This window comes from Flavobacterium turcicum (assembly GCF_011365745.1).
Lineage (GTDB): Bacteria > Bacteroidota > Bacteroidia > Flavobacteriales > Flavobacteriaceae > Flavobacterium > Flavobacterium turcicum.
This window is the reverse complement of sequence record NZ_JAAOBY010000003.1, coordinates 106,371-118,303: the sequence shown is the minus strand read 5'-3', so window position 1 is coordinate 118,303 and position 11,933 is coordinate 106,371. Positions and strand designations below refer to the sequence as shown.

At 35.3% G+C, this 11,933-nt stretch carries 11 protein-coding genes and 2 tRNA genes; 7 read left to right on the top strand and 6 right to left on the bottom strand.

Annotated features, from left to right (window positions below; genetic code table 11):
• Nucleotides 1–103: 103 nt before the first annotated feature.
• The 4 genes from rpsT to proS all read right to left on the bottom strand — a co-directional run bounded on the left by rpsT (nt 104) and on the right by proS (nt 2,231).
• The gene (gene rpsT / locus G9Q29_RS07330) at nt 104–355 is read right to left on the bottom strand and encodes a 30S ribosomal protein S20 (protein WP_166135008.1); all 252 of its coding nucleotides are present in this window, start codon (nt 353–355) and stop codon (nt 104–106) included.
• A gap of 129 nt (nt 356–484) precedes the next feature.
• Nucleotides 485–556, bottom strand: a tRNA-Glu gene (locus tag G9Q29_RS07325).
• A 46-nt stretch (nt 557–602) separates the two neighbouring features.
• Nucleotides 603–674 (bottom strand) — tRNA-Glu (locus tag G9Q29_RS07320).
• Nucleotides 675–752: 78 nt separating this feature from the next.
• On the bottom strand, nt 753–2,231 hold the full coding sequence (gene proS, locus G9Q29_RS07315; RefSeq protein WP_166135005.1) for a proline--tRNA ligase: 1,479 nt from the start codon (nt 2,229–2,231) through the stop codon (nt 753–755).
• Nucleotides 2,232–2,331: 100 nt separating this feature from the next.
• Here proS and G9Q29_RS07310 point away from each other — a divergent pair, with 100 nt between their 5' ends.
• From G9Q29_RS07310 to G9Q29_RS07290, 5 genes are all read left to right on the top strand, one after another.
• Nucleotides 2,332–3,363, top strand: coding sequence for a hypothetical protein (locus G9Q29_RS07310; RefSeq protein WP_166135002.1), 1,032 nt, complete (start codon nt 2,332–2,334; stop codon nt 3,361–3,363).
• 45 nt (nt 3,364–3,408) lie between these two features.
• The gene (locus tag G9Q29_RS07305; RefSeq protein ID WP_166134999.1) at nt 3,409–4,986 is read left to right on the top strand and encodes an OmpP1/FadL family transporter; all 1,578 of its coding nucleotides are present in this window, start codon (nt 3,409–3,411) and stop codon (nt 4,984–4,986) included.
• Between the two features lie 190 nt (nt 4,987–5,176).
• Nucleotides 5,177–6,490 carry a 30S ribosomal protein S12 methylthiotransferase RimO gene (gene rimO / locus G9Q29_RS07300; RefSeq protein WP_166134996.1) on the top strand — a complete coding sequence of 438 codons (1,314 nt, stop codon included), beginning with the start codon at nt 5,177–5,179 and terminating at the stop codon, nt 6,488–6,490.
• A 25-nt stretch (nt 6,491–6,515) separates the two neighbouring features.
• A complete protein-coding gene (locus G9Q29_RS07295; RefSeq protein ID WP_166134990.1) occupies nt 6,516–6,986 on the top strand; it encodes a hypothetical protein in 471 nt (156 codons plus the stop codon).
• Between the two features lie 30 nt (nt 6,987–7,016).
• On the top strand, nt 7,017–7,919 hold the full coding sequence (locus tag G9Q29_RS07290; RefSeq protein WP_166134988.1) for an N-acetylmuramoyl-L-alanine amidase: 903 nt from the start codon (nt 7,017–7,019) through the stop codon (nt 7,917–7,919).
• Nucleotides 7,920–7,996: 77 nt separating this feature from the next.
• Here the strand turns inward: G9Q29_RS07290 and G9Q29_RS07285 are convergent, their stop codons facing one another.
• A complete protein-coding gene (locus tag G9Q29_RS07285; RefSeq protein ID WP_166134986.1) occupies nt 7,997–9,046 on the bottom strand; it encodes an outer membrane beta-barrel protein in 1,050 nt (349 codons plus the stop codon).
• Between the two features lie 557 nt (nt 9,047–9,603).
• On the opposite strand from G9Q29_RS07285, the gene G9Q29_RS07280 reads away from it, so the two are divergent.
• Both G9Q29_RS07280 and G9Q29_RS07275 read left to right on the top strand, forming a co-directional pair.
• The gene (locus G9Q29_RS07280; protein WP_166134983.1) at nt 9,604–9,933 is read left to right on the top strand and encodes a hypothetical protein; all 330 of its coding nucleotides are present in this window, start codon (nt 9,604–9,606) and stop codon (nt 9,931–9,933) included.
• An 18-nt stretch (nt 9,934–9,951) separates the two neighbouring features.
• Nucleotides 9,952–10,431, top strand: coding sequence for a YdgH/BhsA/McbA family protein (locus G9Q29_RS07275; RefSeq protein ID WP_166134980.1), 480 nt, complete (start codon nt 9,952–9,954; stop codon nt 10,429–10,431).
• 88 nt (nt 10,432–10,519) lie between these two features.
• Here G9Q29_RS07275 and G9Q29_RS07270 read toward each other — a convergent pair whose 3' ends face one another.
• Entirely contained in the window at nt 10,520–11,872 is a 1,353-nt protein-coding gene (locus G9Q29_RS07270) for an NAD-dependent succinate-semialdehyde dehydrogenase (RefSeq protein WP_166134977.1), read from the bottom strand.
• Between the last annotated feature and the right edge of the window lie 61 nt (nt 11,873–11,933).

The following is an 11,933-nucleotide window of genomic DNA, read 5'->3' as shown; positions in this document are numbered from 1 at the left end:
GAAAACTAAAATCAACGTACCCAAAACAAAAACGGCTTCAATTATTACAAAAAACAAAAAAGCCTCACTTTAGTGAGGCTTTTACTGTATATTCTTTATCTAACTATAGTTTTGAAACTAATTTAGTTAACTTAGATTTTAAGTTAGAAGCTTTGTTATCATGAATGATATTCTTCTTAGCTAACTTATCAATCATTGAAATTACGCTTGACAATTTAGCACTAGCATCAGATTTATCAGTAGCCAATCTCAACGCCTTGATCGCGTTACGAGTTGTTTTATGTTGGTATCTGTTTAATACTCTTTTCTTTTCGTTACTTCTAATTCTCTTTAGAGCTGATTTATGATTTGCCATTTTATTGCTTTTTTTATCTTTTATTATTTCTTTTAATTAGTCTTTATTAAACAACTCGAAAGTTATCTTATATTAACAGAGCATCAAGACTCAAAAACCCTGTTTAAACACTAAACTAAGAAAAAGTAGTAGCCCGTAGCGGAATCGAACCGCTCTTACATGGATGAAAACCATGCGTCCTAACCGATAGACGAACGGGCCATTATTCTAATTAAAGTTTAGAAAACTTATTGCAGTAAAAAAATAGTAGCCCGTAGCGGAATCGAACCGCTCTTACATGGATGAAAACCATGCGTCCTAACCGATAGACGAACGGGCCTTGCTTCTCTAATGCGGATGCAAAAATACAACTATTTTTAGAACGCACAATAGGTTCTGCATTTTTTTTTATTTTTTTTTAATACGCCTTCGCAAAGAATACTCTTCCCGCCGATGGCGCACCTGTAAGGACACAAACCCCCTCTTCTTTCTCTTGATCAAGAGGTACGCATCGGATGGTTGCTTTGGTTAAATCTTTTATTTTTTCCTCGGTAGCGGCAGTACCATCCCAATGGGCTGATACAAATCCTCCTTTAGTCTCTAAAATCTCTTTAAATTCATCAAAATTAGAAACTTTTGTAACATGCGTATTTCTATACTCTAACGCTCTATTAAACAAATCAGCTTGAATTTGCGCTAATAAGTCCTGTATGTATACTTCAATACCGTCACTTGCAACAACTGTTTTAGTCAACGTATCGCGACGTGCTACTTCAAAAGTACCATTTTCAAGATCCTTAGGTCCAACTGCTATACGAACTGGAACCCCTTTTAACTCCCATTCTGCAAATTTAAAACCTGGCTTTTGAGTGGTTCTATCGTCAAATTTGACAGTAATATTTAATTTTCTCAATGCCAAAACTAAGTTATCAACAGCCTTTTTGATTGTTGCTAACTGTTCGTCACTTTTGTATATAGGAACAATTACAACTTGAATTGGCGCTAAACTTGGTGGCAAAACCAAACCTTGATCATCTGAATGCGTCATTACTAACGCCCCCATCAATCGTGTTGAAACTCCCCAAGATGTTCCCCAAACATACTCTTGCTTGCCTTCGGAATTAGCAAATTTAACATCAAATGCTTTTGCAAAGTTTTGACCTAAAAAGTGCGATGTACCTGCTTGCAATGCTTTTCCATCTTGCATCAAAGCCTCAATACAGTATGTTTCTTCTGCACCTGCAAAACGCTCTGTTTCTGTTTTTAATCCTTTAACCACAGGAATCGCCATAAAATTTTCAACAAAATCAGCATACACATTCATCATTTTTTCTGACTCTTCCACCGCCTCTGCTCTTGTCGCATGTGCAGTATGACCTTCTTGCCATAAAAACTCGGCTGTTCTTAAAAACAAACGTGTTCTCATTTCCCATCGCACTACGTTTGCCCACTGATTAATCAATAGTGGCAAATCTCTATACGATTGTACCCAACCTTTATAAGTAGACCAAATAATAGCTTCACTAGTTGGTCTAACAATTAATTCTTCTTCTAATTTTGCATTTGGATCAACAATTAGCTTTCCAGGCTTATCCGGATCATTTTTTAATCTATAATGTGTAACCACCGCACATTCTTTTGCAAAACCTTCCGCATTTTTCTCTTCAGCCTCGAACATGCTTTTAGGCACAAACAACGGAAAATATGCGTTTTGATGACCTGTCTCTTTAAACATTCGATCTAATTCAGCTTGCATCTTTTCCCATATTGCATAGCCATAAGGTTTAATAACCATACAACCTCTTACCCCTGAATTTTCGGCTAAATCAGCTTTTACCACCAATTCATTATACCATTTCGAATAATCTTCCGCTCTTGTAGTTATGTTCTTACTCATACTGAATAGTTTGGCACAAATATTGCTCTGTTAATTTAAAATAAATAGTTCAGCAAAACTAACTATTTTTGTAATGTGCAACAATAAAATCTCCATATATATGAAAACTAGTACTCTTACTTTAAAAAATCGTGCGCTGCTATCCTCCATGGGTATTTGGTGCATTTTATTTGCATCTTGTGGCTCATATCAAAACAGCTCTTACTACGATTCAGATGGTATTTATGGCGCAACTTACGAGCGTGCACCTGAAAGAAAAGTAGTAGTGGATAATAATAGTCCTTACAAAGACTACTTTAGTTCTTTACAAAACAATGATCAAAATGTAACCATTTTTACAGATGTAGACAACTACAATTCATACGATACTGAAAACGACTCTATTTCCAACAACAGCTATCCTGGATGGGGCAACAATCCTCAAACTGTTGACATAAACATTTACAACAATGGTTGGGGCGCTAATAATTGGGGCTGGAATGGCGGTTTTGGATGGAACAATTGGGGATGGAACAATAATTTCGGTTGGGGTGGCTACCCAGGTTGGGGATGGAACAATTGGGGATGGAACAACAACTTTGGTTGGGGTGGCTATCCTGGCTGGGGATGGAATACAGGTTTTGGATGGAACGCCGGATTTGGGTGGAACAATTGGTACGGAAACAACTGGGGCTATACCACAACATACAACAATCATGTATATACACGTAACGCAGGACGAAGAGGATCTTATACCACTACCTCTAATAATTCTGGCCGAAGTGTAAACGCTTACAACCGAAGTGCTACTATCAATAATGGACGAAGAAGCGGTGAAACTTTCAACAGAAATGGCGAAACTTTAAATAGAAACAATACCACTAATTTTGGCCGAGGTTCAGCAACAAGATTTAGCAGAACAAACCAAACTGCTACACAAAGTGAATCTCGAAACAATACAGGAACCAATCGTAGAGGCTCCTATAATACTCAAAACCAAAGCGAAACAAGAACATATACACCGTCTAGAACCGAAAATAGTAGTCGATCTTACACTCCTAGCTCAAGCTCTTCAAGAGGTGGAGGTGGCAGCTACGGCGGTGGAGGAGGCGGAAGATCTACTGGAGGCGGAGGTCGTGGTGGTCGTGGTTAAAATGTGTAATGAAACAAAATAGATAAAAACAAATCTTTGATTTAGATGAAAAAATATTTTTTAGTAGCAGTTTTTGGTCTCACCGCAATTGCTACGCAGGCACAAGAAGTAGGAGATGCATTGCGCTACTCTCAAGACAATCTTACAGGAACAGCTCGATTTAGAGCGATGAGCGGAGCATTTGGAGCACTAGGAGGTGATTTATCTTCCTTAAATGTGAATCCTGCTGGGTCAGCAATATTTGCGAATAATCAAATGACTGTAACACTAAGCAACTTCAATAGCAAAAATAATTCTACGTATTTTGGCCAAACCAACTCCGAGAACACCAATACTTTCGACTTGAATCAAGCTGGAGCGGTTTTTATTTTTGGATCAAAAAATAATGACAATTGGAAAAAAATTGCATTGGGTGTTAATTACGAAAATACAAATAATTTTGACAATGGTGTTTTTTCAGCTGGAACCAATCCAACCAATTCGATAGATCAATATTTCTTAGCCTTTGCCAACAGAGGCAACAATGGAGCTCCTGTACCACAGCAATTTGTTAACAGAGAGCCAGGTGAAACAATAAGTGATTTGTACTCTTTTCTAGGAAGCAACTTACCGAACAATCAATTTCCTGGACTAAATGGTTTTGATGCACAACAAGCATTTCTTGGTTTCCAGGGTTTTTTATTGGATGCCGTTGATGAAAACAATGAAAATTCCGCTTATGTATCAAACGTTCCTGGAGGTGGAAATTATTTCCAAACCAACGAAGTATACAGTACTGGATACAATGGTAAATTATCTTTTAATTTATCCACCTCTTACAAAGATAAATTCTATTTTGGATTGAATCTGAATTCACACTTTACAGATTACACCAGATCATCCTCATTTACAGAAAGTAACAATGCACCTTTATCTAGTAATTATACCGTTTCAAGATTACGCTTCAACAACGACTTAAATACCTATGGAACTGGATTTTCATTTCAACTTGGAGCCATAGCAAAACTGAGCAACGAGGTTCGTGTAGGGCTATCATACGAATCTTCTACGTGGTATAATTTAACTGATGAATTATCTCAAAGTTTAACGGTAGTAAGCGCAAATACAAGTGGTGAATTGCCTGCTGACATTATTGCACCGCAAGTGATCAATGTATACGAACCTTATAAATTGCAAACTCCAAGTAAACTAACTGGTAGTTTCGCCTATGTATTTGGTAAAAAAGGGTTAATCAGTATTGATTATGCCTTAAAAAGCTATTGTACAGCCAAATTTAAACCTGCCAATGATTTATTTTTTAATTCATTAAATAACGAAATCAGCAATACACTTGACACTAGTGGAGAACTCCGTATTGGAGGCGAGTACAAAATAGAACGTTTGAGCGTAAGAGGTGGTTATCGTTACGAACAAAGTCCTTATGTTGACAATACTACTATTGGTAACCTTAATGGATTTTCGGGTGGTTTAGGATATAATTTCGGATCAACTAAAGTCGATTTATCTTATGCTTACGCCAAAAGAAATACACAGCAAGGTTTTTTCAACCAAGGGTTTACAGATGGTGCTAGTGTAGATGGGATAAACAATACCGTTTCGCTAACATTATTATTCGAATTATAAAAAAGATCTATTTTATAAATGAAATCTGTTTCAGTTACTGAAACGGATTTTTTTTTTAAACCAAACATAATCGTAATGAGATCCTTGTTTTTAGGATAACATCTAAAAATGAAAAAAACAGTAAAAAATAGCTGTTTGAATAAAAAAGTGTAATTTTGCAAAATTCCTAAAATATCAGGATTCTAATGTTATGAGAACGAAATCTTTAAAAAAGAACAAAATAAACGTAATTACCCTTGGGTGTTCAAAAAATGTGTATGATAGTGAAGTCCTTATGGGGCAACTTCGCGCTAATGGAAAAGAAGTAACACATGAGGCTACAGCAGCCGACGAAGGCAATATTATCGTGATTAACACTTGTGGTTTTATTGATAATGCAAAAGCAGAATCAGTTAATATGATTTTGGAGTATGCCGATAAAAAAGAAAAAGGATTGGTAGACAAGGTATTTGTAACCGGATGTCTTTCTGAAAGATACCGCCCTGATTTAGAAAAAGAAATCCCAAATGTGGATCAATTTTTTGGAACAACGGAACTGCCTCAATTACTTAAAGCACTTGGCGCCGATTACAAACATGAATTACTTGGAGAACGATTAACTACTACTCCAAAAAATTATGCCTATTTAAAAATTTCAGAAGGATGTGATAGACCTTGTAGTTTTTGCGCTATTCCATTAATGCGCGGAAAAAATGTTTCACAAACCATTGAAAAACTAGTTAAAGAAGCAGAAGGATTGGCTAGAGACGGCGTTAAAGAATTGATTTTAATAGCACAAGATTTAACTTATTACGGTCTAGATTTATACAAAAAAAGAGCTTTAGGCGATTTACTTGAAGCGCTTGTTAAAGTAGAAGGAATTGAGTGGATTCGTTTGCATTACGCCTTCCCTACCGGATTTCCGATGGAAGTTTTGGAAATTATGAAACGAGAACCAAAAATTTGTAACTACATTGATATTCCTTTGCAGCATATCGCAGATTCGGTTTTAAAGTCAATGCGAAGAGGAACTACACGAGAAAAAACTACTAAATTACTAAAAGACTTTCGTGCAGCCGTGCCAGGAATGGCTATCAGAACAACATTAATTGTAGGATATCCTGGAGAAACTCAAGAAGACTTTAATGTTTTGAAAGAATTTGTTCAAGAAATGAAATTTGACAGAATGGGTTGTTTTGCTTATTCACATGAAGAGAACACACACGCCTACTTACTTGAGGATGACGTTCCTGATCAAGTAAAACAAGATCGTGCTAACGAAATTATGGAATTACAATCGCAAATTTCTTGGGACTTAAATCAGGAAAAAATCGGTCAAACTTACAAATGTATTATTGACAGAAAAGAAGGCGCTCACTTTGTAGGCCGAACTGAATTTGACAGTCCTGATGTAGATAACGAAGTATTAATTGATGCATCTAAACACTATTTAAAAACAGGGGAATTCGCGATGATAAAAATCACCGATGCCACTGAATTTGATTTATATGGCGAACCAGCATAATGTTTATCTATTAAAAACAACTTATATGAAAGCAGTCTTTTACGGAATCGCATTAGTTACAACCTTATTGTTTTCGAACGAAATTTCAGCCCAATACGGGTACGGAAATGGGTATGGAAACGGCTACGGCATGAACAGACGTATGGCCGGTGGGATGGACCAACCCAGACAACCAGACAAACCGAAAGAAATCCCTGTGGAGGTTACCGTATCAAAAATCATGGAACGTTTAACTCCAGATCTTTCATTAGATGAGCTGCAAGCAATTGCTATAAGCAACATCGTTACCGAAAGCATAAAAGAACAAGGTGTTTTGCTTAAAGCTGAAGTTTCACAAGAAGAGAAAGCAAACAACATTAAGGTTCTTTCTGAAACTACTAATCGAAAAATAAACGACTTACTTAACGCTGACCAAAAAGAAAAATTTAAAGCGCTAAACAGTCAGCCTCAAGGCGCAAAAAAAGCCAAAAATAAAAAGAAAGCAGAGCAAAATTAATACTGCAATCTATCAATAAGTTTGTTCAACATGAAAATTACCCTGTATCATTTCCTTTTGTTAGTGCTATTTTTTTCTTGTGCACCGAAACCTTTTCCTGCCAACGAAAAAACATATGACACAAACTTAACTGCTCTAAAGGAAACAATTTCAAATAAAGAACCGCAGCCGTTGCCCGTGATTCCTTTTGTACCAATTCCGATTGATACACTATACACGCAGCAACTTCATACTTACAAGGATACTCTGTTTAAAATGAATGCAGCTAATTTGCAAAATGGCATTAATACAGAATGGATTAGCTCGGTAAACTTTAATCTGCGCAAACCTAATTTTGTAATTATTCATCATACGGCACAAGATTCGCTGCCGCAAACAATTAAAACTTTTACAAAAACTACTACACAAGTAAGTGCACATTATGTAATTGGAGACGACGGAAAAGTGGTTCAAATGCTTAATGATTATTTAAGAGCGTGGCATGCCGGAAATGGCTCTTGGGGCAAGAACACCGATTTAAACTCTTGTTCAATTGGCATTGAACTAGACAATAACGGTACAGAACCTTTCTCTGAGATGCAAATCAATAGTTTACTAGCGCTATTGACCAAACTAAAAAAAGACTATAACATACCGCAACAAAATTTTATTGGTCATGCCGATATAGCACCCACTCGAAAAAAAGATCCTAGCGCTTTGTTTCCATGGAGAATTTTAGCTGAAAAAGGTTTTGGGTTATGGCCAGATGAGTTTTTAATGACAGCTCCAATTGATTTCAATCCTGAATTAGGACTACGATTAATAGGATATGATACTAAAAATTTGGCCGCCGCAGTAGCAGCGTTTAAATTGCATTACATACAAAACGAAGTCAATAACTTTTTGGATCCAAAAACAATAAACACCATCTACTCCATCTACAAGCAACAATAAAAAGGAAATCGTGTTTTTTTAACACAAAAAAAACTGCCAAGAATAGTTGTTCCTTGGCAGTTTAAAAAAAAAAAAAATTAGAACGTATAAGTTGTAGCTAGCAGAGCGTATGCTGTAAGTCCCTTTGGAGCAGCAGCACTATTTGTAAATATATCTTCTGATGCAGTATCTACTCTAAACTCAGGAATAATAGTTAAGTTACCTACTTTGTAATTCAGCGATAAAGTATTCCCAACTACTGAAGTACCTGATAATAATCCTAGTGCCGGCGTAGCATCCTTTGCATCTAAATACTCCAATCTATAAGCCAGATTTAGTGATTCTTTCAATGAAACCGTTGCGTAGCCTACCAATGAAAACCATTCACCGTCCAGATCATTATCCAAATCGTCATTTGTCATTGCATACGTTCCGTTAAATCCAAGAGAAAAAGAATCACTTACTTTTTTTGTACCCACAAAATCAAATTGCGTTTTATTTTCAGTAGATGAAGGATTACTACTGCCAGATGTTACGTTAAAAAAGGCACTGCCTGTATCTCCTGCATAAGCCAATTGGCCAATAAATGTTTTTTGAGACGAACCCGCTTCAATAGCAGTTTTAAAATCAGTTGGATTTGAGACTCCCGCCATGAAACTAAATTTACCAGAGGTATATTGGGCTTTTATACCCGTATTAAAGAACGGACCGTATGTAAATGCGTACGACATACTATAGTTTTTATTATCAACTGCATCTACCAATTCGTAACCCAAATGAGTTCCAAAACTACCCGCAGTAACTTTAAACTTATCTGAAAATTCATAAGTAAAATTTAATTGTTTAATCATAAAACTAGTCGCCTCGTCATTATAAGTAAACTGTGCTGCTCTGTTACCAAAACCTAAGTCTACAAAAACTGAGGCCTTTCCCATTTTATGAGAAGCTTCAATAGAGGCCATTCCGAGTTCAAAAGAATTATGTGAATTTGTAAAGCTTGTTAAACTGTTGTCTACCTTGGCAAAATCATATTTGTAATAAGCATCTGCAGAACCAGCAAAAGTTGTTGCAGGTGTAGTAGTGGTTTCTTGTGCAAAACAAGATAAGGATATAAATAACGAAGCAATAATTGTGATTAGTTTTTTCATTTTTAGTTGGTTTTAATTAGTAATCAAGATTGGTAATCTTATGGATATGTTACTGCTATTACTGTCGCGAACCAATAGCAAAAAAGTATAAAAAAGAAAATAGTTCGATGCTATCTACTTGTGTTTTATGCTTTTATTTGAAGCGAATTTATTAACTTTTATTTACCAATAATTACGAATTAGAAGTTTTTTGACTGTCGGTATAGCAGAATTATGAATAACAGAAAATGAATAAAAATAAATAAGTATTCCCTATTTTAAAGTTTGTATTTTAAAAAATCAATAATTAATTTTTATATAAACACCCCCTTAAAATTCACAAAAAGATGTTTTAAAAATTAAAAAATTAAAATAAATAGATAATTTATTGTTTACAAAAAACACAAACCCCTCTTAAAAATAGGGTCTATTAAAAATTAATAAAAATATGAATAATCTAAAATAAAAAGAAAAATCACCACTATATCACTAAAGCAATTAATAAAAGACTCTTTACCTTTTTAGACTTTTATGAAAAGTTTAAAACAAAATAATTTCTCATTTTGTACTTTTACATAATGAAAAATCACTCATACAAAATACTCTTTTCGCTCCTGTTTTTTTGCTTTGCAACAGCGTGGCTTGCGAACAATTATGGTGATATCAAAAGTGATAAAAACAGATCCGAACAATCCGAAAAAAGTATAGAAGATAAATCTATTGAAGAAAAAGATAAAACCTACATCATCGATAGTAATCCGAAAAATCATTTTCAAATCACATTTCAAGAAGAAAAAACAAACCATTTAATTTACTACGATTTTATTATCAAAGAATGGTCAGCGATAACAGAATTGCCTCCTCCAAAAACATTGCAGCACTTGACAATGGCTACAAAGAATTCTTAATTTTAAAAAAATAAAAAAATGAAATATTTATATACCGCAGCACTACTAGCCGTTACGGCAATTAATTTTGCACAAACACATGAATTTATAAAACACAATGGCGAAAAACTTGAAGTAAATTATATCAAAACTGAAGAAAAATTGGTGCACTACTCTATACCAAACAGTGCTGAAGAAAAAACAATTAGCATGCTTGCACTAGCTCAAATACAAGACAACAACAAAAGCAATAGTAAAATTGTTACTGATAAGGTACATATTGAGAGTGCTTCTGATTACCGCAAAGTACAATCTGTAAGACTACAAGAAACGAGCGGACTTCAAAAAATAGGGAATGTTTCTAGTTTTTTGGGACAAGCAAAAGGTGAAACAAACCAAGCCTTTACAGATAACGCTCTTAAAAGACTCCAACAATTAGCTGCTAAAAAAGGCGCTCCTTTTATGGTCATTACATCCAATAAACCTCAAAACCTAAAAGCCGATTTATACTCTTACTAAATACAACAGTTCGAACTAAATATAAAAAAGCCGAAAAATAGAACTACACGATCTATTTTCGGCTTTTGTAATTACTGACATAAACGACTTAGCCTATAACTATCGATTTTACATTAAGAAATTCTTTCAGTCCTATCGCTCCAAGTTCTCTTCCATAACCTGATTTTTTGATTCCACCAAAGGCTATTTGTGAATCAGATCGTACTAAAGAATTAATAAAGACTGATCCCGCTTCAATTTTTTTGGCTAATTGCTGTGCTTTTTCTACATCTTCTGACCAAATAGCTGCCGCCAAGCCATATCGGTGCTGATTTGCGAGAGCAATTGCCTCGTCTTCATTTTTTGCACGAACAATTGCAGCTACAGGTCCAAATGTTTCTTCTCTAAAGGCGATGTTATTTTCCTGAACATGATCTATAATTGTTGGCTGAAAATTAAATTGTTCTCGCTCACCTCCTAAAAGTAATTGAGCACCTTGATCTAAAGAAGTTTTTAATTGTACTTCCAGTTTTTCTGCCAAATCGATGCGAGCCAAAGGCCCCATTTGATTTTTAGTATCCAGTGGATTGCCTTGTTGTATCTTTTTAACCTTTTCTACAAAAAGAGAAATAAAATCAGTTGCAATCGCATCCGTAATTATAAATCTTTTAGCACAAATACAAGCTTGCCCTGCATTGCCCATTCTAGATTGTGCAGCTACTGTAGCAGCGGCTTCTATATTAGCATCATCTAAAACAATAAAAGCATCAGAACCACCAAGTTCTAAAACTGATTTTTTAATATATTTACCTGCCAACGACGCAACAGCAGCTCCAGCGCCCTCACTTCCGGTCAAGGTAACACCACATACGATACTTGATTCAATTACTTCCTCTACTTGCGGCACATCAATAGTGAGCTCTTGAAAAACACCTTCGGGAAAACCAGCCTCAAGAAACAATCGCTCTATTGCCTTAGCACATCCCATTACATTTGGTGCATGCTTCAATAATGTAACATTTCCAGCCATTATTGTGGGAGCTGCATACCTAAATACTTGCCAAAAAGGATAATTCCATGGCATAATTGCAAAAACGGCACCTAAAGGATCGTAGACAGTTTTGCTACTAAAGCTAGTTGCGTTGATTTCTTCTTTTAATAATTGCTCTGCATGTTCTGCATAATATTCGCAATTTAGTGCTGATTTTTCGATTTCGGCCTCACTTTCAGCTAAAACCTTTCCCATTTCGGAAGTAATAAGCAGCGCTAGTTCGGTTTTATTTGACCGAAGTAAATCAGCTAGTCGTTTCATTTTGAGCGCTCGCTCTTGAAAAGAAGTTATTTTCCAATGATGAAAAGCATTATCTGCTAGATTTAATTTTTGATGGAGTTGCGTAGTAGTTAAAATAGAATGAGTCGCAATGATCTCCTGGGTATAAGGATTGATTGATTTGAAAATCATACAAGTATTTTTTCTGGTAAATTTAAGTCTAATTTATAAAACAAAAACCCAACAAAAACAT